Source organism: Drancourtella sp. An57, from assembly GCF_002161525.1.
Classification (GTDB): Bacteria; Bacillota; Clostridia; order Lachnospirales; family Lachnospiraceae; genus Sellimonas; species Sellimonas catena.
This window is the reverse complement of record NZ_NFHY01000020.1, coordinates 31,038-55,030: the sequence shown is the minus strand read 5'-3', so window position 1 is coordinate 55,030 and position 23,993 is coordinate 31,038. Positions and strand designations below refer to the sequence as shown.

The 23,993-nt window shown below is 42.8% G+C and carries 37 protein-coding genes; all 37 read left to right on the top strand.

Going from position 1 to position 23,993, the window contains the following annotated elements:
- Positions 1-220 precede the first annotated feature (220 nt).
- On the top strand, positions 221-1,075 hold the full coding sequence (locus B5G11_RS14290; protein WP_087254960.1) for an Rpn family recombination-promoting nuclease/putative transposase: 855 nt from the start codon (positions 221-223) through the stop codon (positions 1,073-1,075).
- A 324-nt stretch (positions 1,076-1,399) separates the two neighbouring features.
- Positions 1,400-2,377: a hypothetical protein gene (locus tag B5G11_RS14285; protein WP_204229632.1), complete on the top strand. Its 978-nt coding sequence runs from the start codon at positions 1,400-1,402 to the stop codon at positions 2,375-2,377.
- Between the two features lie 657 nt (positions 2,378-3,034).
- On the top strand, positions 3,035-3,352 hold the full coding sequence (gene rpsJ, locus B5G11_RS14280; RefSeq protein WP_024731851.1) for a 30S ribosomal protein S10: 318 nt from the start codon (positions 3,035-3,037) through the stop codon (positions 3,350-3,352).
- 74 nt (positions 3,353-3,426) lie between these two features.
- Positions 3,427-4,107 (top strand): 50S ribosomal protein L3, encoded by a 681-nt coding sequence (rplC, locus tag B5G11_RS14275; protein WP_087168684.1) that lies wholly within the window; start codon positions 3,427-3,429, stop codon positions 4,105-4,107.
- Between the two features lie 29 nt (positions 4,108-4,136).
- Positions 4,137-4,757 (top strand): 50S ribosomal protein L4, encoded by a 621-nt coding sequence (gene rplD, locus B5G11_RS14270; RefSeq protein ID WP_087254956.1) that lies wholly within the window; start codon positions 4,137-4,139, stop codon positions 4,755-4,757.
- Complete coding sequence (gene rplW, locus B5G11_RS14265) at positions 4,757-5,056, top strand: 50S ribosomal protein L23 (protein WP_087168682.1); 300 nt, start codon at positions 4,757-4,759, stop codon at positions 5,054-5,056. Before rplD ends, rplW begins: the two co-directional genes overlap by 1 nt.
- Positions 5,057-5,123: 67 nt before the next feature.
- On the top strand, positions 5,124-5,966 hold the full coding sequence (gene rplB, locus B5G11_RS14260) for a 50S ribosomal protein L2 (RefSeq protein WP_087168681.1): 843 nt from the start codon (positions 5,124-5,126) through the stop codon (positions 5,964-5,966).
- Between the two features lie 25 nt (positions 5,967-5,991).
- The gene (gene rpsS / locus B5G11_RS14255) at positions 5,992-6,273 is read left to right on the top strand and encodes a 30S ribosomal protein S19 (protein ID WP_024731856.1); all 282 of its coding nucleotides are present in this window, start codon (positions 5,992-5,994) and stop codon (positions 6,271-6,273) included.
- 30 nt (positions 6,274-6,303) lie between these two features.
- Complete coding sequence (gene rplV / locus B5G11_RS14250; protein WP_048620766.1) at positions 6,304-6,690, top strand: 50S ribosomal protein L22; 387 nt, start codon at positions 6,304-6,306, stop codon at positions 6,688-6,690.
- A gap of 11 nt (positions 6,691-6,701) precedes the next feature.
- Positions 6,702-7,358: a 30S ribosomal protein S3 gene (gene rpsC, locus B5G11_RS14245; RefSeq protein WP_087168680.1), complete on the top strand. Its 657-nt coding sequence runs from the start codon at positions 6,702-6,704 to the stop codon at positions 7,356-7,358.
- Entirely contained in the window at positions 7,358-7,795 is a 438-nt protein-coding gene (gene rplP / locus B5G11_RS14240; protein ID WP_087168679.1) for a 50S ribosomal protein L16, read from the top strand. Before rpsC ends, rplP begins: the two co-directional genes overlap by 1 nt.
- Positions 7,785-7,991, top strand: a complete 207-nt coding sequence (gene rpmC / locus B5G11_RS14235; protein WP_087168678.1) for a 50S ribosomal protein L29 — start codon at positions 7,785-7,787, stop codon at positions 7,989-7,991. Before rplP ends, rpmC begins: the two co-directional genes overlap by 11 nt.
- A 13-nt stretch (positions 7,992-8,004) precedes the next feature.
- Positions 8,005-8,259, top strand: coding sequence for a 30S ribosomal protein S17 (gene rpsQ / locus B5G11_RS14230; protein ID WP_087168721.1), 255 nt, complete (start codon positions 8,005-8,007; stop codon positions 8,257-8,259).
- 36 nt (positions 8,260-8,295) lie between these two features.
- Entirely contained in the window at positions 8,296-8,664 is a 369-nt protein-coding gene (gene rplN, locus B5G11_RS14225) for a 50S ribosomal protein L14 (RefSeq protein ID WP_087168677.1), read from the top strand.
- A 14-nt stretch (positions 8,665-8,678) separates the two neighbouring features.
- A complete protein-coding gene (gene rplX, locus B5G11_RS14220) occupies positions 8,679-8,990 on the top strand; it encodes a 50S ribosomal protein L24 (RefSeq protein ID WP_087168676.1) in 312 nt (103 codons plus the stop codon).
- Between the two features lie 23 nt (positions 8,991-9,013).
- A complete protein-coding gene (gene rplE / locus B5G11_RS14215; RefSeq protein ID WP_087168675.1) occupies positions 9,014-9,553 on the top strand; it encodes a 50S ribosomal protein L5 in 540 nt (179 codons plus the stop codon).
- 15 nt (positions 9,554-9,568) lie between these two features.
- Positions 9,569-9,754, top strand: coding sequence for a type Z 30S ribosomal protein S14 (locus B5G11_RS14210; RefSeq protein WP_024731865.1), 186 nt, complete (start codon positions 9,569-9,571; stop codon positions 9,752-9,754).
- A 143-nt stretch (positions 9,755-9,897) separates the two neighbouring features.
- Positions 9,898-10,299 (top strand): 30S ribosomal protein S8, encoded by a 402-nt coding sequence (rpsH, locus tag B5G11_RS14205; protein WP_087168674.1) that lies wholly within the window; start codon positions 9,898-9,900, stop codon positions 10,297-10,299.
- A 207-nt stretch (positions 10,300-10,506) separates the two neighbouring features.
- Complete coding sequence (gene rplF, locus B5G11_RS14200) at positions 10,507-11,049, top strand: 50S ribosomal protein L6 (RefSeq protein WP_087168673.1); 543 nt, start codon at positions 10,507-10,509, stop codon at positions 11,047-11,049.
- A gap of 17 nt (positions 11,050-11,066) precedes the next feature.
- Complete coding sequence (gene rplR, locus B5G11_RS14195; protein WP_087168672.1) at positions 11,067-11,435, top strand: 50S ribosomal protein L18; 369 nt, start codon at positions 11,067-11,069, stop codon at positions 11,433-11,435.
- 21 nt (positions 11,436-11,456) lie between these two features.
- Entirely contained in the window at positions 11,457-11,966 is a 510-nt protein-coding gene (gene rpsE, locus B5G11_RS14190; protein WP_087168671.1) for a 30S ribosomal protein S5, read from the top strand.
- 14 nt (positions 11,967-11,980) lie between these two features.
- Entirely contained in the window at positions 11,981-12,163 is a 183-nt protein-coding gene (rpmD, locus tag B5G11_RS14185) for a 50S ribosomal protein L30 (protein WP_024731870.1), read from the top strand.
- 22 nt (positions 12,164-12,185) lie between these two features.
- On the top strand, positions 12,186-12,626 hold the full coding sequence (rplO, locus tag B5G11_RS14180; protein WP_087168670.1) for a 50S ribosomal protein L15: 441 nt from the start codon (positions 12,186-12,188) through the stop codon (positions 12,624-12,626).
- A complete protein-coding gene (gene secY / locus B5G11_RS14175) occupies positions 12,627-13,943 on the top strand; it encodes a preprotein translocase subunit SecY (RefSeq protein ID WP_087254954.1) in 1,317 nt (438 codons plus the stop codon).
- A 70-nt stretch (positions 13,944-14,013) separates the two neighbouring features.
- Complete coding sequence (locus B5G11_RS14170; protein WP_087168668.1) at positions 14,014-14,658, top strand: adenylate kinase; 645 nt, start codon at positions 14,014-14,016, stop codon at positions 14,656-14,658.
- A gap of 2 nt (positions 14,659-14,660) precedes the next feature.
- Complete coding sequence (gene map / locus B5G11_RS14165; protein ID WP_087254951.1) at positions 14,661-15,437, top strand: type I methionyl aminopeptidase; 777 nt, start codon at positions 14,661-14,663, stop codon at positions 15,435-15,437.
- Positions 15,438-15,686, top strand: coding sequence for a KOW domain-containing RNA-binding protein (locus B5G11_RS14160; protein WP_087168666.1), 249 nt, complete (start codon positions 15,438-15,440; stop codon positions 15,684-15,686).
- Between the two features lie 25 nt (positions 15,687-15,711).
- Positions 15,712-15,930 (top strand): translation initiation factor IF-1, encoded by a 219-nt coding sequence (gene infA, locus B5G11_RS14155; RefSeq protein ID WP_004607275.1) that lies wholly within the window; start codon positions 15,712-15,714, stop codon positions 15,928-15,930.
- Positions 15,931-16,045: 115 nt separating this feature from the next.
- Entirely contained in the window at positions 16,046-16,159 is a 114-nt protein-coding gene (gene rpmJ, locus B5G11_RS14150) for a 50S ribosomal protein L36 (RefSeq protein ID WP_003022746.1), read from the top strand.
- Between the two features lie 274 nt (positions 16,160-16,433).
- A complete protein-coding gene (gene rpsM / locus B5G11_RS14145; RefSeq protein ID WP_087168665.1) occupies positions 16,434-16,802 on the top strand; it encodes a 30S ribosomal protein S13 in 369 nt (122 codons plus the stop codon).
- A gap of 32 nt (positions 16,803-16,834) precedes the next feature.
- Positions 16,835-17,230: a 30S ribosomal protein S11 gene (gene rpsK / locus B5G11_RS14140; RefSeq protein WP_024731877.1), complete on the top strand. Its 396-nt coding sequence runs from the start codon at positions 16,835-16,837 to the stop codon at positions 17,228-17,230.
- A gap of 16 nt (positions 17,231-17,246) precedes the next feature.
- Positions 17,247-17,840 carry a 30S ribosomal protein S4 gene (gene rpsD, locus B5G11_RS14135; protein ID WP_087168664.1) on the top strand — a complete coding sequence of 198 codons (594 nt, stop codon included), beginning with the start codon at positions 17,247-17,249 and terminating at the stop codon, positions 17,838-17,840.
- A gap of 39 nt (positions 17,841-17,879) precedes the next feature.
- Positions 17,880-18,839, top strand: coding sequence for a DNA-directed RNA polymerase subunit alpha (locus B5G11_RS14130; protein ID WP_087168663.1), 960 nt, complete (start codon positions 17,880-17,882; stop codon positions 18,837-18,839).
- Between the two features lie 105 nt (positions 18,840-18,944).
- Positions 18,945-19,472 carry a bL17 family ribosomal protein gene (locus B5G11_RS14125; RefSeq protein WP_087168662.1) on the top strand — a complete coding sequence of 176 codons (528 nt, stop codon included), beginning with the start codon at positions 18,945-18,947 and terminating at the stop codon, positions 19,470-19,472.
- 250 nt (positions 19,473-19,722) lie between these two features.
- Positions 19,723-22,335: a bifunctional acetaldehyde-CoA/alcohol dehydrogenase gene (gene adhE, locus B5G11_RS14120; protein WP_087254948.1), complete on the top strand. Its 2,613-nt coding sequence runs from the start codon at positions 19,723-19,725 to the stop codon at positions 22,333-22,335.
- A 192-nt stretch (positions 22,336-22,527) separates the two neighbouring features.
- Positions 22,528-23,280 (top strand): aminoglycoside phosphotransferase family protein, encoded by a 753-nt coding sequence (locus B5G11_RS14115; RefSeq protein ID WP_087168660.1) that lies wholly within the window; start codon positions 22,528-22,530, stop codon positions 23,278-23,280.
- A gap of 131 nt (positions 23,281-23,411) precedes the next feature.
- A complete protein-coding gene (locus B5G11_RS14110; RefSeq protein ID WP_158099298.1) occupies positions 23,412-23,921 on the top strand; it encodes a GNAT family N-acetyltransferase in 510 nt (169 codons plus the stop codon).
- Positions 23,922-23,993: the final 72 nt, after the last annotated feature.

Here is a 23,993-nt window from a genome sequence, read left to right as displayed (position 1 = left end):
AGCGACTGTCAACCAAGACCAGTGTAAGACAAACTGCAACAGGAATGGAAGTAGAAATAAGCGTAAGACTAAAATCCACTTTAGCCCATTTAAAGTGGAAATAAACTTTTCAGTTCAGTAATTTATTCTTTACCGCTGAGCAGGGAGATTGCGGGTGGAATTCTTCCTGCTTTCGTCGTATAATAAAGGCATAGGATTCCTCTGCGCATGGAGGATTCATATGAAAAAAAGAAAAACACTACAGGAACTGACAATCAAGGATAACTTTCTCTTTGGCGCCGTTATGGTAAACGAAGAAAATTGTAAGGAATTTCTGGAAATGGTGCTGGAAATTGAGATCGACCAGGTTAAGGTCAGTAAGGAAAAGAGCATCGTTTACCATCCGGAATATAAGGGCGTCCGCCTGGATGTTTATGCCAGAGATGAGGAGCATACACACTACAATATTGAGATGCAGGCAGAGAAAAAGCCGGCTTTAGGAAAAAGGAGCCGCTATTATCAGAGCCAGATGGATATGGAACTTCTGATGAGCGGGGAGGACTACACGGAACTTCCCAATACCTATGTGATCTTTTTGTGCGATTTCGATCCTTTTGGAGCGGGAAAATACCGCTATACCTTTCAGTCGGTCTGTCAGGAAACAGAGGAAGCATCGTTGGAAGACGGACGGAAGATTTTATTTCTGAATACCCGCGGGAAGAATGACGCAGAAGTTCCGGGCAAACTGGTAACATTTCTGAGATTTGTCAGAGCAGGACTAAAGGAGAGCCAACAGGATTTTGGAGATCCCTATGTCCAGAAGCTTCAGGAGTTTATTTCGTATGTGAAGCAGAGCCGGGAAATGGAGGAAAGATTCATGGTGCTGGAAGAAATGCTGAGAGATGAAAGAAGCCGGGGAAGAGTCGAAGGTAAAGCTGAATTTGTCTTAAAGGTGCTTTCGGCGTACGGAAAAGTCCCGGAATCACTCAATGAAAGAATTACTAAGGAAACTAATTCGGGAATGCTGGATCAATGGTTCCAAATAGCTCTGGAATGCGGTTCCGTTGAGGAATTTGAGCAGAAAATCAAAGAGTAAGATGCATCGGTCTATTTAAATTATTATAAAAGCTGATTATAGGATACAGATATGACAGAAACGGATGTTTTGTTGTATCTGTATTACTGTCTATGGTACACATCAATCGCTGTCATTTCGACAGAATTTCAATGAAAAGCAGAGGAATTCTATTATCAAATGTGTTTTTTCTTTTTGGCTTGATCTTAGAAGCGGATAACTACTGTTCTTTAAGAGGAGAAGAATGGGATATGAAAAACCCGAAACGGGATCAGACAGAGCAGTTTCGGGTTTACTTTTTTGATAGTAGTTTTATGAAAAAAACTGGGCGTAATAAATCAAATCGTGAATGATACATGCCACACAGATGAAAAGGACAATTCCTTTAAAGTATGGGCGGGATTTTACTGTTTTAATAATATAGATCAAAAGAAGAAACAGATCGTTCTGTTTGATGAAAGACAGGAGGCGGAGCATATGAAAACAGTCAATACTGTTCCGGAGATTCTTTCTACATTTCCGGATTCTCATTTTGACAAGCAAAGATGGCGGGACTATGCAGGAGCAATCCATCCGGAACTTCCTAAACTCTGTGAAGAAGATACGGCAAAGTATGAGTTTGAAAAGGATGTCCTCCCGGTAATTGAGACAGTACTGGGGGAACCAGAGCGGATCCGGAATCTTGGCAGCAGGTTTGAGCATGTTGTGGCGGAGCTTCAGGAGCGCCTTCCGGTCCTGTTTGACAAGGAATGTGAAGTGACGGTTGTTTTATATCTGGGACTTTGCAATGCGGCGGGATGGGTGACGTTCCTTGGAGGGAAGAAAGTCGTTCTGCTGGGCGTGGAAAAGGTTCTGGAACTGAACTGGGACAGCGAGGAGAAGCTGAAGGCACTTTTGTACCATGAGATCGGACATATCTGGCATGAGATATACGGGAACCTGGAGTTCCCGGCGCATACACAGAGCAGGCAGTCGATGCTCCAGCTCTGGCAGGAGGGAATTGCCATGGTATGCGAGCAGATCTTAAGCAAAGATGAGAGGTATTACCATCAGGATGAGAATGAATGGCTTGCATGGTGTCAGGAGCAGGAGCTGATGATCAAGGAGGAATACGGGAGACGCCTGGAGCAGGAGGAAAGTACGCAGGATTTCTTTGGAGACTGGTGCGATTTCTGCGGCTATTCGGATGTAGGCTATTATCTGGGATGCCGGTTCGTGAGATGGATGATGAAAGAGAATGATCTCCGGGAGATCGCAGCGATGGGGGCAGCGGAACTGTTGGAAAAGTACACCCGGTTTGCGGGGAAAGAGTTACCTGCATAATATAGAAGAAAATGAAAAGGCGGATACGTGATCGCATCCGCCCTTTCATTTTGGTATGTCATTGAGAGGTTTTCCTGATTACATTGTAGTTTCTACATATACAAAACTGGGGAATCTCTTAAATAGAGGATGTATATAAGAATTGGAGACGTCGCTGATACTTTGGGGGAATATCAGGGACACTACAATGTAATCGTTTAGTACTTTAATGTACTAACACGCTATCACTATACCATGAACAAAAGGAAACTGTCAAGAGTTTAACGGAAAAAAGTAAAAAAAAGTATTGTTGCTGTTCGCGCCGAACCGCCGCCCGCATGCGCGCTCGTCGCACAGACGCGCTTCAGTTCCGGGCTGCGTGTATCAAAAAAAATACAAAAAAATGTAAAAAGGGCTTGCAAATTTATATTGTTTCATATATACTGAAAAAGCTGTGACATGATAGCGATGAAACGTGAGGTTGCTGCCTGGAAATGGCAGGTTTTTCCGCGGAGCGAATGTCAAGTTAGGAAACTGGCGACAAGTCACTGTACGAATCAATAACATCCATTGAAACATGGTAACAACGTGTGAGTCGATGTGGACACGCACGGGAGAGTGTACAGTCACCGCTTGTCGTACTGAGTTTGAAAGTACGAAAAGGAGGCGACTTTTTTTATGGCAAGTCAAGTAATGAGAATCACACTGAAGGCATATGATCATCAGCTGGTTGATGCATCTGCCAAGAAAATTATCGAAACTGTAAAGAAAAATGGAGCAAAGGTGAGCGGACCGGTACCGCTTCCGACAAAGAAGGAAGTAGTTACAATCCTGAGAGCTGTTCACAAATACAAAGATTCCAGAGAGCAGTTCGAGCAGAGAACTCATAAAAGACTGATTGATATCATCACACCAACACAGAAGACAGTTGATGCATTATCCAGACTGGAAATGCCGGCAGGTGTGTACATCGATATCAAAATGAAACAAAAATAAGAAAGCAGTATTCCTAAAATTTAGGATGAACGGATGCATGTCCGTTCCGCTGTAAATCACAGGAGGTAAACATAATGAAGAAAGCTATTTTAGCAACAAAAGTCGGAATGACTCAAATCTTCAACGAAGATGGAGTATTAACTCCGGTAACTGTTCTTCAGGCTGGTCCTTGTGTTGTAACACAGATCAAGACAGTTGAGAACGATGGTTACAAAGCTGTTCAGGTTGGATTCGTTGACAAGAAAGAAAAGATTGTCAATGTAGACAAGAGCGGCAAGAAAGAAATTGTCCACAGAAATGGTGTGACAAAAGCTGAGAAAGGACACTTCGACAAAGCTGGAGTATCCGGAAAGAGATTCGTAAAAGAATTCAAATTTGACAATGCAGAAGAATATGCACTTGCACAGGAAATCAAAGCTGATATCTTCGCGGTAGGAGATAAGGTAGATGCAACAGCAATCTCCAAAGGTAAAGGATTCCAGGGTGCAATCAAGAGACATAATCAGCACAGAGGACCTATGACACATGGTTCCAAATTCCATCGTCACGCAGGTTCCAACGGTGCGGCTTCCGATCCGAGCAAGGTATTCAAAGGAAAGAAAATGCCGGGACACATGGGAAGCAAGAAGATCACAATTCAGAATCTTGAAGTAGTAAGAGTTGATGCAGAAAACAATCTGCTCTTAGTAAAAGGTTCCGTACCAGGACCTAAAAAATCTTTAGTAACAATCAAAGAAACAGTAAAGAGTATTTAGGTTTTTGAGAGGAAAGGAGGAACATAGTAATGGCAAACGTAGCTGTTTACAATATCGAAGGTAAAGAAGTTGGTACGATTGACTTAAATGATGCTATTTTCGGTGTTGAAGTTAACGAACACCTTGTGCACATGGCAGTTGTACAGCAGCTTGCAAATAAACGTCAGGGAACACAGAAAGCAAAGACTCGTTCTGAAGTATCCGGCGGCGGAAGAAAACCGTGGAGACAGAAAGGAACAGGTCATGCAAGACAGGGATCAACAAGAGCTCCGCAGTGGACAGGCGGTGGAGTGGTATTTGCTCCGACACCGAGAGACTACTCTTTCAAATTAAACAAGAAAGAAAAGAGAGCAGCTCTGAAATCCGCTCTGACATCCAGAGTAGAAGAGAACAAGTTCATCGTAGTAGATGAAATGAATTTCGATGAAATCAAAACAAAGAAATTCCAGAACGTATTAAACAACTTAAATGTATCCAAAGCATTAGTAGTATTAGAAGACAGCAACACAAACGCTGAGCTTTCTGCAAGAAACATCGCAGATGTGAAAACTGCTCGTACTAATACGATCAATGTGTATGATATCCTGAAATACAATACAGTGATTGCTACAAAAGCAGCTGTAGAGGCGATCGAGGAGGTGTACGCATAATGGCAAACATTCAGTATTATGACGTAATCCTGAAACCGGTGATTACAGAAAAAAGCATGGGGCTTATGGCTGACAAGAAATACACATTCCTTGTTCATCCGGAAGCTAACAAGACTCAGATCAAAGAAGCAGTTGAAAAAATGTTCGCTGGAACAAAAGTAAAGAGTGTTAATACAATGAACCAGGACGGAAAGACAAAACGCCGTGGCATGACATACGGAAAAACTGCTAAGACGAAGAAAGCGATCGTAGCTCTTACAGAAGAAAGCGCAGAGATCGAAATCTTCCAGGGACTCTAGGATATAGAGAAAATAAACGGTGCAAATCCGTGAAACCAATAATTAGATAACGAAAGGAGATACAGTAATGGGAATTAAAACATACAGCCCATATACACCTTCCAGAAGACAGATGACCGGATCTGATTTTGCTGAGATCACAAAGACAACTCCAGAGAAATCTCTGCTTGCATCCAAGAGCAAAACAGCTGGTCGTAACGCTCAGGGTAAAATTACAGTAAGACACCGCGGAGGCGGAGCTAAGAGAAAATACAGAATTATCGATTTTAAGAGAAATAAAGATGGAATTCCGGCAAAGGTAATCGGTATCGAGTACGATCCGAACAGAACAGCCAACATCGCTCTGATCTGCTACGCAGACGGCGAAAAAGCTTATATCCTTGCACCGCAAGGACTGACAGACGGAATGACAGTTATGAATGGACCGGAAGCGGAAGTAAGAGTAGGAAACTGCCTGCCGCTCTCTGAAATCCCGGTTGGTACACAGATTCACAACATTGAGCTTTATCCAGGAAGAGGCGGACAGCTCGTTCGTTCCGCTGGTAACAGCGCTCAGTTAATGGCTAAAGAAGGAAAATACGCTACACTTCGTCTTCCTTCAGGCGAAATGAGAATGGTACCGCTTGTATGCCGTGCATCAGTTGGTGTTGTTGGAAACGGCGAACACAACCTGATCAACATCGGTAAAGCAGGACGTAAACGCCATATGGGCATCAGACCTACAGTTCGTGGTTCTGTTATGAACCCGAATGACCATCCGCACGGTGGTGGTGAAGGTAAGACTGGTATTGGACGTCCAGGCCCGTCTACACCTTGGGGCAAACCGGCACTTGGTCTTAAGACAAGAAAGAAAAACAAAGCGTCTAATAAGCTGATCGTAAGAAGACGTGACGGAAAAGCTATCAAATAAACAGTTTTGAAGGAGGTTAAACCTAATGGCTCGTTCACTTAAAAAAGGACCATTCGCAGATGCGAGTTTACTGAAAAAAGTAGAAGCTATGAACGAATCCGGAGACAAGTCTGTTATCAAGACATGGTCCCGCCGTTCTACAATTTTCCCGATGATGATCGGTCATACAATCGCCGTTCATGACGGAAGAAAACATGTCCCGGTATATATCACAGAAGATATGGTTGGACACAAACTTGGAGAGTTTGTTGCAACAAGAACATACAGAGGACATGGAAAAGACGAAAAGAAATCCAGAGTAAGATAATAAACGTGTATTCGAAAGGAGGGTTCATCCATGGCTAAGGGACATAGATCTCAGATTAAAAGAGAAAGAAATGCGAACAAAGACACAAGACCATCAGCTAAGTTATCCTACGCAAGAGTCTCTGTGCAGAAAGCATGCTTCGTATTAGATGCCATCAGAGGTAAGGATGTAACAACAGCACTTGGAATTTTAACATACAACCCAAGATATGCTTCCAGCTTGATTAAGAAATTATTAGAATCAGCAATCGCAAACGCTGAAAACAATAACGGTATGTCACCAGAAAACCTTTACATCGCAGAATGCTATGCGAACAAAGGACCTACAATGAAACGTATCAGACCAAGAGCACAGGGTAGAGCTTACAGAATCGAAAAGAGAATGAGCCACATTACACTTGTGTTAGATGAAAGATAAGGAGGGCAATCATGGGACAGAAGGTTAATCCACACGGATTGAGAGTCGGTATCATCAAAGACTGGGATTCCAGATGGTATGCAGAAAAAGACTTCGGCGACAATCTGGTTGAAGACCACAAAATCAGAAAATTTCTTAAAAATAAATTATACAGTGCCGGAATCGCAAAGATCGAGATCGAAAGAGCATCTGACCGTGTAAAAATCATCGTTTACACAGCAAAACCGGGTGTGGTAATCGGTAAAGGCGGTTCTGAAATCGAGAAAGTGAAAGCAGAACTTCAGAAGATGACAGACAAGAAAGTTATCGTTGACATCAAAGAAGTAAAGAAACCGGACAGAGACGCTCAGCTCGTTGCTGAAAACATCGCACTTCAGCTTGAAAACCGTATTTCTTTCAGACGTGCTATGAAGTCCTGCATGAGCAGAACAATGAAGGCAGGAGCGCTTGGTGTGAAAACATCCGTTTCCGGACGTCTTGGCGGAGCTGATATGGCTCGTACAGAGTTCTACAGCGAAGGAACAATTCCGCTTCAGACACTTCGTGCAGACATTGACTATGGATTCGCTGAGGCAGACACAACTTACGGAAAAGTAGGTGTGAAAGTCTGGGTATACAAAGGCGAAGTTCTTCCAACAAAGGCTAATCAGGAAGGGAGCGATAAATAATGTTAATGCCAAAAAGAGTAAAACGTCGTAAACAGTTCCGTGGCTCCATGAGAGGTAAGGCTTTACGCGGAAATAAGATTACTAACGGTGAATATGGTCTTGTGGCAATGGAACCTTGCTGGATCCGTTCCAACCAGATCGAAGCTGCCCGTGTTGCTATGACTCGTTATATCAAACGTGGTGGTAAAGTCTGGATCAAGATTTTCCCAGATAAACCTGTAACTACGAAACCAGCTGAAACGCGTATGGGTTCCGGAAAAGGTACTCTTGAATACTGGGTAGCAGTTGTAAAACCAGGACGTGTTATGTTCGAACTTTCCGGAGTACCGGAAGAAGTTGCACGTGAAGCGCTGCGTCTTGCAATGCACAAATTACCTTGTAAATGTAAAATCGTTTCTCGCGCAGACTTAGAAGGCGGTGATAACAGTGAAAATTAATGCATTTGTAGAAGATTTAAGAAAAAAATCAGTTTCAGAATTGAATGAAGAATTAGTAGCTGCTAAAAAGGAACTCTTCAACCTGAGATTCCAGAACGCAACGAATCAGCTTGAAAATACAAGCAGGATCAAAGAAGTAAGAAAGAATATTGCCAGAATCCAGACAGTGATGACTGAGATGGCAAAGGCTGAGTAAGGAGGGAATGAACGTGGAAAGAAACCTGAGAAAAACAAGAGTTGGTAAGGTTGTCAGCGACAAAATGGACAAAACAATCGTAGTTGCAGTTGAAGACCATGTGAAACACCCGCTTTACAACAAAATCGTGAAGAGAACTTACAAATTAAAAGCACATGACGAAAACAACGAATGCAACATTGGAGATAAAGTAAAAGTTATGGAAACAAGACCGCTGTCCAAGGACAAGAGATGGAGACTTGTGGAAATAATGGAAAAAGTGAAATAATTTCACGATGGAGCAGAATATAAGGAGGTTACCTGCATGATTCAGCAAGAAAGCAGATTAAAAGTAGCAGATAACACAGGTGCTAAAGAATTACTTTGTATCCGTGTTATGGGCGGTTCTACAAGAAGATATGCAAATATCGGAGATGTGATCGTTGCTTCTGTTAAAGACGCAACACCAGGCGGCGTTGTTAAAAAAGGTGACGTTGTAAAGGCTGTCGTTGTTCGTACAGTAAAAGGCGCACGTCGTAAAGATGGTTCCTACATCAAATTCGATGAAAATGCTGCTGTTATTATCAGAGACGACAAGAACCCAAGAGGAACTCGTATTTTTGGACCAGTTGCGAGAGAACTTCGTGAGAAACAGTTCATGAAGATCGTATCTCTGGCTCCGGAAGTATTATAAGGAGGTACCTGAGAATGTCAACTATGAAAATTAAAAAAGGCGACACTGTTAAAGTTATCGCTGGAAAAGATAAAGACAAAGAAGGCAAAGTAATTTCCGTTGACAGAAAGAACGGAAGAGTTCTGGTAGAGGGTGTCAACATGCTGACAAAGCACACAAAACCAAGTGCTTCTAATCAGGAAGGCGGCATCATCCATCAGGAAGGACCTATTGATGCATCTAACGTAATGTACGTTCACAAGGGAAAAGCTACAAGAGTAGGTTTCAAGATGGACGGAGACAAGAAAGTACGTTACGCTAAATCAACAGGCGAAGTGATTGATTAATTCGAGAAAGGAGGTCCAGCGCTTTGAGTAGATTAAAAGAACAGTATCAGAACGAGATCGTAGACGCTCTGATCAAGAAATTTGGATATAAAAACATTATGGAAGTACCGAAGCTCGACAAAGTTGTTATCAACATGGGCGTAGGTGAAGCTAAAGAAAACCACAAACTTCTGGAATCTGCTATTGCTGACATGGAGACAATCACAGGTCAGAAAGCAGTTACAACAAAGGCTAAAAAGTCCGTGGCTAACTTCAAAATCAGAGAGGGTATGCCGATCGGATGTAAAGTTACATTAAGAGGTGAAAAAATGTACGAGTTCGTTGATCGTCTGATCAACCTTGCACTTCCTCGTGTACGTGACTTCAGAGGTGTAAATCCGAACGCATTTGACGGAAGAGGAAATTATGCCCTTGGAATCAAAGAACAGCTGATTTTCCCGGAAATCGAATACGATAAGGTTGACAAAGTTCGCGGTATGGACGTAATCTTCGTAACAACTGCAAAGACAGACGAAGAAGCTCGTGAATTACTGAAACAGTTCAACATGCCATTCGCAAAGTAGTAAAGGAGGAAAATCATGGCAAAGACAGCAATGAAAATCAAACAGCAGCGCAAACAGAAATTCTCCACAAGAGAATACAATCGCTGTAAAATCTGCGGCCGTCCGCATGCATATTTAAGAAAATATGGTATTTGCCGTATCTGCTTCCGTGAATTAGCTTACAAAGGAGAAATTCCGGGAGTAAAGAAAGCAAGCTGGTAGGCCCGTTAACTGCTTTACGCTCATCCCTGACCGGGATGTGCGGGGCGAAAGGCTGCTCTCCGGCATGTTCCGGAGAACTCCTTGAAAAAGGATATCCGCAGTCAGGAAACAAAATGAACCATTCCATAAGGAGGAAATTGAAAATGACTATGAGTGATCCAATCGCAGATATGCTTACAAGAATTCGTAACGCAAACACTGCAAAACATGATACAGTAGATGTACCGGCTTCCAAAATGAAAGTCGCTATCGCAGACATCCTTGTAAACGAAGGATATATTACAAAATATGATCTGATTGATGAAGGAAGCTTCAAAACAATCAGAATTACATTAAAATACGGCGCTGATAAGAACGAAAAAGTTATTACAGGATTAAAGAGAATCTCTAAACCGGGTCTTCGTGTATACGCAGGCAAGGAAGAGCTCCCGAAAGTACTTGGTGGACTTGGAACAGCAATCATCTCCACAAACCAGGGTGTAGTAACAGACAAAGAAGCAAGAAAACTCGGTGTTGGCGGAGAAGTACTCTGCTTCGTATGGTAAGCACTGAACACTTGGCGAGCACAAGCGCAAGCGCAGTGCGAGGTTAGTGTGAAGGCTGCTCCCAAGCGTTAGCGAAAACGAGCCGCAGGCGAAGTTTTAGCTTAGGCGCACGGAGCGAGGCATGTATATAGGGATATGATCCCCATGAAACTGAAAACAGAGCGGATCAGGTCCGTTCCGAAAATTTAAGTGTAGGAGGTATACGTTATGTCACGTATCGGAAGACTTCCGGTTGCAATCCCGGAAGGAGTAACTGTAGAAATTGCAGAGAACAATAAAGTGACTGTAACAGGTCCAAAAGGAACTCTCGTAAGAGAACTTCCAGTTGAAATGGAAATCAAAAAAGAAGACAATACAATCGTGGTTACAAGACCGAACGACTTAAAGAAAATGAAATCTTTACATGGTCTTACAAGAACGCTGATCAACAACATGGTGATCGGTGTAACTGAAGGATACCAGAAAGTTCTTGAAGTAAACGGTGTTGGTTACAGAGCGGCAAAAGCCGGAAAGAAACTTACATTAAGCCTTGGATACTCTCATCCGGTAGAGATGGAAGATCCGGAAGGAATTGAAACTGTACTTGAAGGACAGAACAAAATCATTGTTAAAGGTATCAGCAAAGAAAAAGTTGGCCAATACGCAGCTGAAATCAGAGACAAGAGAAGACCGGAACCTTACAAGGGCAAAGGTATCAAGTATGCTGATGAAGTTATCAGACGTAAAGTTGGTAAAACTGGTAAGAAATAAGTAAGGAGAGTGTGAAAATGGTTAGCAAAAAATCAAGAAGCGAAGTTCGTTTAAACAAGCATAGAAAGTTACGCAACCGTTTCAGCGGTACAGCTGAAAGACCACGTCTTGCTGTATTCAGAAGCAACAATCATATGTATGCTCAGATCATCGATGATACAGTTGGAAACACTCTGGTATCAGCTTCCACTCTTCAGAAGGACGTGAAAGCAGAACTGGAAAAAACCAACAATGTAGAAGCAGCAGCATATCTTGGAACGGTTATTGCTAAGAAAGCTCTGGAAAAGGGAATCAAGGAAGTTGTCTTTGACAGAGGCGGCTTTATATATCAGGGAAAAGTCAAAGCATTAGCAGACGCAGCTAGAGAAGCTGGACTGGAATTCTAGAAGTTGAGGAGGAAAACACAGATGAGACGTAATCACATTGATGCTAGTCAGTTAGAGTTAAATGAAAAAGTAGTATCAATTAAACGTGTAACCAAAGTTGTTAAAGGTGGCCGTCACTTCAGATTCACAGCTTTAGTAGTTGTCGGCGATGGAAAAGGCCATGTTGGTGCAGGTTTAGGTAAAGCGGCAGAAATTCCGGAAGCAATCCGCAAAGGAAAAGAAGACGCAATGAAAAACATCATCACAGTTGCACTGAATGATGAAGAAAGTATCACTCATGATATGTATGGAAAATTCGGAAGCGCAACAGTACTTCTGAAAAACGCTCCGGAAGGTACCGGAGTTATTGCCGGCGGTCCGGCCCGTGCCGTGATCGAGATGGCAGGAATCAAGAATATCCGTACAAAATCTTTAGGTTCCAACAACAAACAGAACGTAGTACTCGCTACTCTGAACGGCCTGAAGAATGTAAAGACACCGGAGGACGTTGCAAGACTTCGCGGCAAATCTATTGAAGAGATCGTAGGCTAAGGAGGACGGTTAACATGGCAAATTTGAAAATCACATTAGTGAAATCAACAATCGGTGCCATTCCGAAGCATAAAAAAACAGTTGAAGCATTAGGTTTAAAGAAGATGCACAAAACAGTTGTACTTCCGGACAATGCTGCAACAAGAGGTATGGTACAGCAGGTAAGACATTTAGTAAAAGTGGAAGAAGAAGCTTAATATCAGATAAGGAGGTGTCATAATGGACTTATCAAATTTAAGACCAGCTGATGGTTCAAAACACAGCGATAATTTCAGAAGAGGCCGTGGACACGGATCTGGAAATGGTAAGACAGCCGGAAAAGGACACAAAGGTCAGAAAGCACGTTCCGGAGCAACAAGACCGGGATTTGAAGGTGGACAGATGCCATTATACAGACGTATTCCGAAGAGAGGTTTCACAAACAGAAACACAAAGGAAATCGTTGGTATCAATGTAAGCGCATTAGAAGCATTTGAAAATGATGCAGTTGTTTCAGTAGCAGCTTTAATCGAAAAAGGAATCATTAAGAACCCGAAAGACGGCGTTAAGATTCTTGGAAATGGAGAGTTAACCAAAAAGCTTACAGTTCAGGCTAATGCTTTCAGCGAAGGCGCAAAAGCTAAAATTGAGGCTCTTGGTGGAAAAGCAGAGGTGATCTAATTGCTTCAGACAGTCCGTAGGGCATTTCAGGTTGAAGAGATCAGACAGAGACTGTTCTTCACATTTTTGATGCTGATTGTTGTAAGACTCGGATCCGAACTCCCGACACCGGGGGTGGATCCGACATACATCCAGAACTTTTTTGCGAGCCAGACCGGAGATGCATTTAACTTTTTTGATGCATTTACCGGAGGTTCCTTTACCCAGATGTCCGTTTTTGCGTTGAGCATTACGCCGTACATCACTTCCTCAATTATCGTTCAGCTTCTTACAATTGCGATTCCGAAGCTGGAAGAGCTCCAGAAAGAAGGAGAAGAAGGAAGAAAGAAGATGACGGCGATTACGCGTTATCTTACAGTTGCGCTCGCATTAATCGAGTCTGCTGCAATGGCAATCGGATTTGGACGTCAGGGTCTTCTTGTAGAGTTTAATTTTGTGAATGCAGCTGTTGTCATCATGACACTGACAGCCGGTTCTACTTTGTTGATGTGGATTGGTGAACGTATTACAGAAAAAGGTGTTGGAAACGGTATTTCCATCGTACTTCTGATCAACATTCTCTCCAGAATTCCACAGGACTTCGTGACGTTATACAGTCAGTTTATGAGCGGTAAAAGTCTTGCTAATGCAGCTCTCGCGGCTGTTATTATCCTGTTGATTCTGCTTGTAGTGATTGTTTTTGTTATCATTCTGCAGGATGCGGTTCGGAAGATTCCGGTACAGTATTCTCAGAAGGTTGTCGGAAGAAAAACAATAGGCGGGCAGTCTACCAATATTCCACTGAAGGTTAACACAGCAGGAGTAATCCCGGTTATCTTCGCATCTTCTCTGATGCAGTTCCCTATTGTTATCGCTTCTTTCCTTGGAAAAGGAGACGGGGACGGTATCGGAAGTGAAATACTGAGAGGCCTGAATTCAAACAACTGGTGTGATCCATCAAATCTTCAGTATTCATGGGGATTAATCGTATATATCCTCCTGACAGTATTTTTTGCATATTTCTATACGAGTATTACATTCAATCCGATGGAAATTGCAAACAATATGAAAAAAAGCGGAGGTTTTATCCTTGGTATCAGACCAGGAAAACCGACGGTCGAATATTTGACAAAGATCCTGAATTATATCATTTTCATCGGAGCGTGCGGTCTTGTAATTGTACAGATTATTCCGTTCTTCTTCAACGGAGTATTCGGTGCAAATGTTTCTTTCGGAGGAACATCCATGATTATTATCGTAGGTGTCGTTCTGGAAACAATCAAGAAAGTCGAATCCATGATGCTTGTTCGTAATTACAAAGGATTTTTAAATACCTGATGATTTTAGCTCGCGGAAAATTTTTTCGCGAGTTAAAGTTCTATAAAGAGATAATATGGAGGTACGCAGTATGAAAGTAATTATGTTAGGTGCACCGGGGGCAGGTAAAGGAACCCAGGCAAAGAAGATCGCAGCAAAATACCAGATTCCTCACATTTCCACGGGAGACATTTTCCGGGCAAATATTAAAGAGGGAACAGAACTTGGAAAAAAAGCAAAAGAATACATGGATCAGGGACTTCTTGTGCCGGACGAACTGACAGTAGATCTTGTAATTGACCGTGTAAAGCAGGATGACTGCAAAAACGGATATGTACTCGACGGATTTCCGCGTACAATTCCGCAGGCAGAGGCTCTTGACAAGGCACTTGCCGCACTTGGTGAAAAAATGGATTATGCAATTGATGTAGATGTTCCGGATGAGAATATTGTAAACCGTATGGGCGGAAGAAGAGCGTGTGTCGGATGTGGAGCTACATACCATATTGTCTATGCTGCGCCGAAACAGGAGAATATCTGCGATGTTTGCGGTAAAGAGCTGATTTTGAGAGATGACGACAAACCGGAAACAGTTCAGAAGCGCCTGAACGTATACCATGAGCAGACACAGCCGCTGATTGACTACTACAACAATGCAGGTATTCTGCGTGAAGTAGACGGAACAGTCGACATTGACGACGTATTCGCAGCAATTGTAAAAATTCTTGGAGAATAAAAATGTCCGTGAAAATCAAATCAGCCCGCGAGATAGAGTTGATGACGGAAGCCGGAAGAATTCTTGGAGAAGTTCACAGGGAACTTGGAAAGGGAATCCGGCCGGGGATGTCAACCGCTGATATTGATCATCTGGGGGAGGAGATCATCCGAAGTTACGGATGCACTCCCTCCTTCCTCGGTTATAATGGATATCCGGCTTCGATCTGTGTATCTGTCAATGAGGAAGTCGTACATGGAATTCCGGACCGGCACAGAATCATAAGAGAAGGAGATATCGTTTCTCTGGATGCAGGGGTTATTTACAAAGGCTATCATTCTGATGCTGCCAGGACGCATATACTGGGAGATGCGGGAGAAGAAGTCAGAAAACTCGTGGAAGTGACGAGGCAAAGTTTCTTTGAAGGTATGAAATATGCAAAAGAGGGTTATCATTTATATGATATTTCCCGCGCAATCGGAACATATGCCGGATATTTCGGGTATGGAGTTGTCAGGGAACTTTGCGGCCACGGGATCGGAACGAAGCTGCATGAAGATCCCCAGATTCCAAACTTCGCAATGCCGCGCAGAGGACTGAGGCTGAAGGCAGGAATGACCCTTGCGGTTGAACCGATGATTAATCTTGGGACAGCGGATGTCAAATGGATGAGGGATGGCTGGACTGTGGTGACAAAAGACAGGAAACCTTCCGCACACTATGAAAATACCATTCTGATTACAGAGGGAGAACCGAAAATTTTGACATTGTCGGAGGAAGAGGGCAAAGAGGAGACTTAGATGTTAAGTTATGAACCGGGAATGCTTGTGAGATCACTTGCAGGGCATGACAAAGGAAAGCTTTATATTATAATAGAAGAAAGAGATCAGATGCTTCTGCTTTCGGACGGGGAGATCCGGACTATGGCAAGACCGAAAGCAAAGAAAGTCATGCATGTCCAGCTGATCAAAGAAAAGCTGGAGGAGAAGGAAATGACGGATATTTCCATCCGTTCATTCATAAAAAAATATCAGAAAGAACACATGTAAAAGGGATTCAAAAAGGAGGAACAGCATGTCAAAGGCTGACGTAATCGAAATTGAAGGAACTGTTGTTGAGAAACTGCCAAACGCAATGTTCCAGGTAGAACTGGAAAACGGACATCAGGTGCTTGCACACATTAGTGGAAAGCTCCGCATGAATTTTATCAAAATCTTACCGGGGGACAAAGTAACTCTGGAGCTTTCACCGTATGATTTATCTAAAGGAAGAATTATCTGGAGAGATAAATAAAAAAAGTATTGACTTTTGAAGAGAGAAAAACTATAATATTAGATGCCGTTCGTGGGCGAAGTCCGCACAAACGGCAGCAACAGTAGGTTTACAAGGTATGAAAGGAGGATTTGACATGAAGGTTAGATCATCAGTAAAACCGATTTGCGAAAAATGCAAAGTTATCAAGAGAAAAGGCAGTATCAGAATTATCTGCGAAAATCCGAAGCACAAACAGCGTCAGGGCTAATCAGGCTGACAAAGCAGTGATTTGGAACATGAATTAGGCGGCTGATAGTGTGACACGCCAGGCGGTGTGTAGCGCTATTTTAAATATACAAGGCACCGCAGGATGGGCCATTGTATATTGCTTCTAATACCGGCAGTCATGAACCCAAAGGTTGCCGGAAAGGGCATATTTAACATACCGGATATGCCTGGGCACATCAGTATTCCGTCAAATACGGTATGCCCCAGTTAAAGACAATATGAAACAAAACATGTAAAAATGGAGGAAAACAAGTATGGCTCGTATTGCAGGTGTTGACTTACCAAGAGACAAACGTGTAGAAATCGGTCTGACTTACATCTACGGAATCGGAAGAGTAAGTTCCAACCGTATCTTAACAGAAGCAGGAGTAAATCCTGACACAAGATGCAGAGATCTGACAGACGAAGAAGTTAAGAGAATCAGCTCTGTTATCGATGAAACTCAGGTTGTTGAAGGTGATCTTAGAAGAGAGATCGCTATGAACATCAAGAGATTACAGGAAATCGGATGCTACAGAGGAATCCGTCATAGAAAAGGACTTCCGGTTCGTGGACAGAAGACAAAGACAAATGCCAGAACAAGAAAAGGTCCGAAGAGAACAGTAGCAAATAAGAAGAAATAGTACACAATATTCAAGAAAGTAGGTTAGTTTAAATGGCAAAGAAAGTTGCAAAGAAAGTAACAAAAAAACGTGTCAAGAAAAACGTTGAACATGGACAGGCACATATTCAGTCATCTTTCAATAACACAATCGTTACTCTGACAGATGCACAGGGAAATGCTTTATCATGGGCAAGTGCCGGCGGTCTGGGATTTAGAGGTTCAAGGAAATCTACTCCATATGCAGCACAGATGGCAGCTGAGACAGCAGCTAAGGCAGCATTAGTACATGGTCTGAAATCAGTAGACGTTATGGTAAAGGGACCAGGTTCAGGAAGAGAAGCAGCAATCCGTGCGCTTCAGGCATGCGGAATTGATGTAACAAGCATCAAAGATGTAACTCCGGTACCACACAATGGTTGCCGCCCACCAAAACGTAGAAGAGTCTAATTAGGAGGAAAAGAGCATGGCAGTAAATAGAGTTCCGGTTCTGAAAAGATGCCGTTCCCTCGGAATGGATCCGATTTATTTAGGAATTGATAAAAAGTCCAAAAGACAGTTAAAAAGATCTAATAGAAAAATGAGCGAGTATGCACTTCAGTTACGTGAAAAGCAGAAAGCAAAATTCATCTACGGCGTATTAGAAAAACCGTTCCGTAACTACTACAAGAGAGCAAAACAGATGAACGGTATGACAGGTACAAACCTGATGATCCTTCTTGAAACACGTCTTGACAACATCATCTTCCGTATGGGATTTGCCAGAACAAGACGCGAAGCAAGACAGATCGTTGATCACAAGCACGTACTCGTAAACGGCAAGCAGGTGAACATTCCGTCCTACCTTGTAAAGGCCGGCGATGTAATCGAAATCAAAGAGAAATGCAAAGGTTCTCAGAGATATAAAGATATCCTTGAGGTAACAGCAGGACGTCTTGTACCGGCATGGTTAGATGTAGATGCAGAAAGCTTAAAAGGAACAGTAAAGGAACTTCCGACACGCGATGAGATCGATGTACCGGTTGATGAAATGCTGATCGTCGAATTATATTCTAAATAATAACCCGTAAAACGTGCTGATAGCAGGAGGGAACTTATAGTGTTTGATTTTAATAAACCGAATATCGAAATCACAGAAATGTCAGAAGATAAAAGATACGGCAGATTTGTTGTGGAGCCGCTGGAAAGAGGCTACGGAACAACACTCGGAAACAGTCTGAGAAGAATTATGCTGTCCTCTCTGCCTGGAGCTGCAATTAGCCAGGTAAAGATCGATGGTGTACTTCATGAATTCAGTTCCATTCCGGGAGTGAAGGAAGACGTTACTGAGATTATCATGAATCTGAAGACATTGGCGATTAAAAACACTTCAGAAACAGACGAACCAAAAACAGCTTATATCGAATTTGAAGGAGAAGGCGTTGTAACAGGCGCTGATATTCAGGTGGATTCTGATATTGAAATCATGAATCCGGATGTTGTCATTGCTACGCTGAACGGTGGAGCAGACAGCAAGCTTTACATGGAGCTGACCATCACAAAAGGAAGAGGTTATGTAAGCTCGGATAAGAACAAGAAGGAAGATCTTCCGATCGGCGTGATCCCGATTGATTCTATCTACACTCCTGTAGAGCGTGTAAATCTGACTGTACAGAATACTCGTGTCGGACAGATTACAGACTATGATAAGCTGACGCTGGATGTATATACAAACGGTACCCTGCTTCCGGATGAGGCAGTCAGCCTTGCGGCAAAAGTGTTAAACGAACATCTGAAGCTCTTTATTGATCTCTCCGAAGTGGCTCAGGCTGCTGAAGTGATGATCGAAAAAGAAGATGATGAGAAAGAAAAAGTTCTTGAGATGAGTATCGATGAGCTGGAACTTTCTGTTCGTTCTTACAACTGCCTGAAGAGAGCTGGAATCAATACCGTAGAAGAGCTGACAAACAGAACTCCTGAGGATATGATGAAAGTACGTAATCTGGGACGTAAGTCTTTAGAAGAAGTGTTAGCAAAATTGAAAGAACTCGGCCTCGAACTCAGCCAGGGAGAGGAATAGAGAATAAGATAATTTCCTGCCGGTAAGCCCGATGTGCGCGGCAGGGCATTTGACTAGTAAGCCCGAAGATGCATAATCAGATGTAAATAATGGAGGAAAAGAACAATGGCAAAGTATAGAAAGCTTGGAAGAAGAAGTGATTTAAGAAAGGCTCTGTTAAGAAATCAGGTTACAGCTCTTTTAAATCATGGAAGAATCAGAACAACAGAAGCGAAAGCGAAAGAAATCCGCAAAATCGCTGAAGGTCTGATTGCAATGGCTGTAAAAGAAAAAGATAACTTCGAAGAAGTAACTGTAACAGCAAAAGTTGCACGTAAAGATGCTGACGGAAAGCGCGTGAAAGAAGTTGTAGACGGAAAGAAAGTAACCGTTTACGATGAAGTTGAGAAGAAGATCAAAAAAGATCTTCCATCCAGACTGCATGCACGCCGCCAGATGCTGAAAGTTCTCGTTCCGGTTAAAGAAGTTGTAGACGGAAAGAAGAAAGCTCCGAAGGAAGTAGATCTTGTTGAAAAATTATTCACAGAGATCGCTCCGAAATACGAAGGACGTAACGGTGGTTACACAAGAATCGTAAAGATTGGACAGCGTAAAGGTGACGCTGCGATGGAAGTATTCATCGAGTTAGTTTAATATTGAGAACATAAACGGTTTTCCTTTTATGGAAAGCCGTTTTTTATGTTTTAGAAATGAGTTACAGTCATAAAGTAATCGGAAAAATGACGAAGACAATCATAAAATCAGGCATTCGTTTATGCAAAAAGTAGAAAGAGTTTTCTTCGTTAAAAAATTATCAAAAATGAATTGACAAATAATTAACGATGAACTATACTAAGCACAGTGAAACGATAAAAACGTTTTAGAGTTTAGGAGGAAGATAAGCATGGCGACAAAGAAAAAAGAAGCACCAGCAATTATTGACAATGTGGAAGCTCTTATTGAAAAAATCAAAGCAATGAAAGAAGCTCAGAAGGTATTTGCTACTTTTACACAGGAACAGGTCGATAAGATCTTTTTTGAAGCAGCAATGGCAGCTAACAAGGCTCGTATCCCGCTGGCAAAGATGGCAGTGGAAGAAACCGGAATGGGCGTTGTCGAAGATAAGATTATTAAAAATCACTATGCGGCTGAATATATTTACAATGCATATAAAAATACAAAGACATGCGGTGTGATCGAAGAAGACACAGCATACGGAATCAAAAAGATTGCAGAGCCAATCGGTCTGATTGCCGCTGTTATTCCTACGACAAACCCGACATCTACAGCAATCTTCAAGACACTGATTGCGTTAAAGACAAGAAATGCAATCATTATCAGCCCGCATCCACGTGCAAAAGCATGTACGATTGCGGCAGCCAAAGTTGTGCTTGACGCAGCTGTCAAAGCAGGTGCTCCGGAAGGCATTATCGGATGGATCGATGTTCCGTCTCTGGAACTGACAAATGAAGTCATGAGAGATGCTGATATTATCCTCGCTACAGGCGGCCCTGGAATGGTAAAAGCTGCATACTCCTCCGGAAAACCGGCACTTGGAGTAGGTGCAGGAAATACACCGGCAATTATTGATGAGACAGCAGACATCAAACTTGCTGTAAACTCCATCATTCATTCTAAAACGTTTGATAACGGTATGATCTGTGCTTCTGAACAGTCCGTAACTGTTCTGGAGAGTGTATACGAAGAAGTAAAGAAAGAATTCGCTTATCGCGGATGCTACTTCTTAAAGAAGGATGAGATCGAAAAAGTAAGAAAAACGATCATTATCAACGGTGCCCTGAATGCGAAGATCGTAGGACAGAGCGCATACACAATTGCAAAACTTGCAGGAGTAGACGTTCCTGAAAATACAAAGATCCTGATCGGTGAAGTAGAATCCGTAGATATCTCTGAAGAATTTGCTCATGAGAAACTTTCTCCGGTACTTGCAATGTATAAAGCGAAGACATTTGACGAGGCTATCGCAAAGGCAGAGCAGCTTGTTGCAGACGGTGGATATGGACATACTTCTTCCCTGTACATCAATACAGCAGAGAAAGAAAAAATGGCTAAACATGCTGCAGCAATGAAGACCTGCCGTATCCTGATCAACACACCTTCTTCCCAGGGTGGTATCGGTGATTTATACAACTTCAAACTTGCTCCGTCTCTGACACTTGGATGTGGATCCTGGGGAGGCAACTCCGTATCCGAAAACGTAGGAGTGAAACATCTGATCAACATTAAGACAGTTGCCGAGAGGAGAGAGAATATGCTTTGGTTCAGAACACCTGAAAAAGTTTACTTTAAAAAAGGATGTATGCCGGTGGCTCTCGACGAGCTCGGAACAGAGATGCACAAGAAGAAAGCATTTATCGTTACTGATACATTCTTATACAAAAATGGTTATGTAAAACCGATCGAAGAGAAACTCGATGAGATGGGAATTCAGCATACATGCTTCTACGAAGTGGCACCGGACCCGACTTTACAGTGCGCACTCAAAGGTACAGACCAGATGAGAGCATTCGAGCCGGATACAATCATCGCTCTCGGCGGCGGATCCGCAATGGACGCAGCAAAGATCATGTGGGTAATGTATGAACATCCGGAAGCAAACTTTGAAGACATGGCTATGGACTTCATGGATATCCGGAAGAGAGTTTACAAATTCCCTAAGATGGGAGAGAAAGCTTACTTTGTAGCAATCCCGACTTCTTCAGGTACAGGTTCCGAGGTGACACCGTTCGCGATCATCACAGACGCTGACACAGGTGTAAAATGGCCTCTGGCTGACTACGAATTACTTCCAAACATGGCGATCGTTGATGTTGACAACATGATGACACAGCCGAAAGGACTGACAAGTGCATCCGGTATCGACGTTATGACACATGCGATCGAGGCATATGTATCCATCATGGCTACAGAATATACAGATGGTCTTGCATTAAAGGCAATCAAGACAGTATTTGACTACTTACCGGCAGCTTACGAAAAGGGAGCAGCAGACCCGATTGCGAGAGAGAAGATGGCAAACGCTTCCTGTATGGCAGGTATGGCATTCGCCAACGCATTCCTTGGACTGAACCACTCCATGGCTCACAAACTTGGTGCGTTCCACCACATTCCGCACGGTGTGGCAAATGCGCTGCTTCTGACAAACGTAATCCGCTACAATGCTGCAGAAGTACCGGTTAAGATGGGAACATTCTCACAGTACCAGTATCCGCACGCTCAGGCAAGATATGCTGAGGCAGCAAGATTTGCAGGAATCTGCGGCAAGGATGATGCTGAGACAGTAGAATTATTCTGTGAAAAACTGGAAGAATTAAAGAAAGCAATCGGAATTCCGAAAACGATCAAAGAATGGGGAATCAAGGAAGAAGACTTCCTCGCTACACTGGACGAAATGGTAGAACAGGCATTCAATGACCAGTGTACAGGAGCAAACCCGAGATACCCGCTGATGAGCGAAATCAAAGAGCTTTACCTGAAATCCTACTACGGCAACTAAATGATATTCGTACTTCATATGCAAGGTGTGGCAGGAATTGCGCACCTTGCATATTTTGTAAAAAAATCGTATAAAATGTGCAGTCAATATATAAAATAACGAAAAGTTTGTTAAAAAATTTACCAATATAAGAATGTTATGGTATAATAAGGATAAATCGAAGATCAGTTTTGACAGACAGGAGGTAATCTTATGAAACTGGAAAATGTAATCGTAGAACGCCCATACAAAAAAGTATACCGTTGCGACGAGGGGATCGCGAAAGTTTTTGAACCATCTCATCCAAAGGAAGATGTATTTAATGAAGCGCTCAATCAGGCAAGAGTCGAGGCGACAGGGTTAAATATTCCAAAGGTAAAAAGTGTAAATGAAATTGATGGAAAATGGGCACTTGTCATTGATTATAAAGAGGGAAAGACACTCGAAGAGCTGATGCAGGAAAATCCGGATAAGATGGACGAGTACATGGAGCAGTTTGTGGATCTTCAGCTTGAGATTCACAGCAAGACAGCACCGCTTTTAGGAAAACTCAAAGACAAACTGAACCGCCAGATCAACAGTCTGAAAGATGTGGTGGATGCTACGACCAGATATGAACTCCTGACAAGACTGGACAGCATGCCAAAGCATCACAAAGTATGCCATGGTGATTTCAATCCAAGCAACGTGATCGTAGGAGAAGACGGATCCCTCTATGTGGTTGACTGGGCTCATGCCACACAGGGAAACGCAAGTGCGGATGCAGCCATGACCTACCTTCTGTTTGCACTGAAGGATCAGAAGCTCGCTGACAAATACATGGATCTGTTCTGCAGGAAGAGCGATACGGCAAAACAGTACGTACAGCAGTGGCTTCCGATCGTTGCGGCAGCACAGCTTACAAAGAAACATACGATGGAACAAGATTTCCTTATGAAATGGATCGATATCTTCGATTATCAGTAAATGATTATGAATTTACACACGCCGGACCTTGCGGGTCCGGCGTATTTATTTCGGCCGGGACCTTTAGAAAGACTGGTTTTATCCGGAGGAAAAACGTGATAAAATGGAAAGACATAAAAGGGGGACGAAATATGGTAATCAGAGAAACAAAAAAGGAGGATCTGAAACAGGTCATGGAAATTATCAGGATGGCCCAGAAGCTTTTTAAAGAGAGCGGGATCAATCAGTGGCAGGATGGCTATCCAAACAAAGAAGTCCTTCTGGGAGATATCCGGAAGAGACAGAGCTACGTGGCAGAAGAAGAGGGGAGACTGATCGGTACAGCGGTGCTTTCTCCTGAAAGAGAGAGTACATATGAAAAGATAGAGAAAGGAGAATGGCTGACGGGACCGGATGCGGACTATGTCGTCATTCACAGAATCGCTACACACAGCGATTACAAAAGGCGCGGAACAGCCGGCAGTTTTTTGAAAAAAGCCGAGGATCTGGGCAGAGAACATGGAGCCGGGAGTATTCGGATTGATACGCATCCGGACAACCGGATCATGCAGAACTGGTTGAAAAAGAACGGTTTTTCCTACTGTGGATGGATCTGGCTTGTAACCGGAGATCTGCGCTATGCCTATGAAAAGTTGTTATAAAGTGGTAAGAAAGTATATACTTTTTTTAGAAAAGCTTTAGATTTCTTCCATGGTTTCTACACAGACGCCATG

What these genes read in the sequence shown, in the direction of transcription:
- B5G11_RS14290 (WP_087254960.1), top strand. Translation starts at nt 221, where the DNA reads ATGAAAAAAAGAAAAACACTACAGGAACTGACAATCAAGGATAACTTT.
- rpsJ (WP_024731851.1), top strand. Translation starts at nt 3,035, where the DNA reads ATGGCAAGTCAAGTAATGAGAATCACACTGAAGGCATATGATCATCAG.
- rplC (WP_087168684.1), top strand. Translation starts at nt 3,427, where the DNA reads ATGAAGAAAGCTATTTTAGCAACAAAAGTCGGAATGACTCAAATCTTC.
- rplD (WP_087254956.1), top strand. Translation starts at nt 4,137, where the DNA reads ATGGCAAACGTAGCTGTTTACAATATCGAAGGTAAAGAAGTTGGTACG.
- rplW (WP_087168682.1), top strand. Translation starts at nt 4,757, where the DNA reads ATGGCAAACATTCAGTATTATGACGTAATCCTGAAACCGGTGATTACA.
- rplB (WP_087168681.1), top strand. Translation starts at nt 5,124, where the DNA reads ATGGGAATTAAAACATACAGCCCATATACACCTTCCAGAAGACAGATG.
- rpsS (WP_024731856.1), top strand. Translation starts at nt 5,992, where the DNA reads ATGGCTCGTTCACTTAAAAAAGGACCATTCGCAGATGCGAGTTTACTG.
- rplV (WP_048620766.1), top strand. Translation starts at nt 6,304, where the DNA reads ATGGCTAAGGGACATAGATCTCAGATTAAAAGAGAAAGAAATGCGAAC.
- rpsC (WP_087168680.1), top strand. Translation starts at nt 6,702, where the DNA reads ATGGGACAGAAGGTTAATCCACACGGATTGAGAGTCGGTATCATCAAA.
- rplP (WP_087168679.1), top strand. Translation starts at nt 7,358, where the DNA reads ATGTTAATGCCAAAAAGAGTAAAACGTCGTAAACAGTTCCGTGGCTCC.
- rplN (WP_087168677.1), top strand. Translation starts at nt 8,296, where the DNA reads ATGATTCAGCAAGAAAGCAGATTAAAAGTAGCAGATAACACAGGTGCT.
- rplX (WP_087168676.1), top strand. Translation starts at nt 8,679, where the DNA reads ATGTCAACTATGAAAATTAAAAAAGGCGACACTGTTAAAGTTATCGCT.
- B5G11_RS14210 (WP_024731865.1), top strand. Translation starts at nt 9,569, where the DNA reads ATGGCAAAGACAGCAATGAAAATCAAACAGCAGCGCAAACAGAAATTC.
- rpsH (WP_087168674.1), top strand. Translation starts at nt 9,898, where the DNA reads ATGACTATGAGTGATCCAATCGCAGATATGCTTACAAGAATTCGTAAC.
- rplF (WP_087168673.1), top strand. Translation starts at nt 10,507, where the DNA reads ATGTCACGTATCGGAAGACTTCCGGTTGCAATCCCGGAAGGAGTAACT.
- rplR (WP_087168672.1), top strand. Translation starts at nt 11,067, where the DNA reads ATGGTTAGCAAAAAATCAAGAAGCGAAGTTCGTTTAAACAAGCATAGA.
- rpsE (WP_087168671.1), top strand. Translation starts at nt 11,457, where the DNA reads ATGAGACGTAATCACATTGATGCTAGTCAGTTAGAGTTAAATGAAAAA.
- rpmD (WP_024731870.1), top strand. Translation starts at nt 11,981, where the DNA reads ATGGCAAATTTGAAAATCACATTAGTGAAATCAACAATCGGTGCCATT.
- rplO (WP_087168670.1), top strand. Translation starts at nt 12,186, where the DNA reads ATGGACTTATCAAATTTAAGACCAGCTGATGGTTCAAAACACAGCGAT.
- B5G11_RS14170 (WP_087168668.1), top strand. Translation starts at nt 14,014, where the DNA reads ATGAAAGTAATTATGTTAGGTGCACCGGGGGCAGGTAAAGGAACCCAG.
- map (WP_087254951.1), top strand. Translation starts at nt 14,661, where the DNA reads ATGTCCGTGAAAATCAAATCAGCCCGCGAGATAGAGTTGATGACGGAA.
- B5G11_RS14160 (WP_087168666.1), top strand. Translation starts at nt 15,438, where the DNA reads ATGTTAAGTTATGAACCGGGAATGCTTGTGAGATCACTTGCAGGGCAT.
- infA (WP_004607275.1), top strand. Translation starts at nt 15,712, where the DNA reads ATGTCAAAGGCTGACGTAATCGAAATTGAAGGAACTGTTGTTGAGAAA.
- rpmJ (WP_003022746.1), top strand. Translation starts at nt 16,046, where the DNA reads ATGAAGGTTAGATCATCAGTAAAACCGATTTGCGAAAAATGCAAAGTT.
- rpsM (WP_087168665.1), top strand. Translation starts at nt 16,434, where the DNA reads ATGGCTCGTATTGCAGGTGTTGACTTACCAAGAGACAAACGTGTAGAA.
- rpsK (WP_024731877.1), top strand. Translation starts at nt 16,835, where the DNA reads ATGGCAAAGAAAGTTGCAAAGAAAGTAACAAAAAAACGTGTCAAGAAA.
- rpsD (WP_087168664.1), top strand. Translation starts at nt 17,247, where the DNA reads ATGGCAGTAAATAGAGTTCCGGTTCTGAAAAGATGCCGTTCCCTCGGA.
- B5G11_RS14125 (WP_087168662.1), top strand. Translation starts at nt 18,945, where the DNA reads ATGGCAAAGTATAGAAAGCTTGGAAGAAGAAGTGATTTAAGAAAGGCT.
- adhE (WP_087254948.1), top strand. Translation starts at nt 19,723, where the DNA reads ATGGCGACAAAGAAAAAAGAAGCACCAGCAATTATTGACAATGTGGAA.
- B5G11_RS14115 (WP_087168660.1), top strand. Translation starts at nt 22,528, where the DNA reads ATGAAACTGGAAAATGTAATCGTAGAACGCCCATACAAAAAAGTATAC.
- B5G11_RS14110 (WP_158099298.1), top strand. Translation starts at nt 23,412, where the DNA reads ATGGTAATCAGAGAAACAAAAAAGGAGGATCTGAAACAGGTCATGGAA.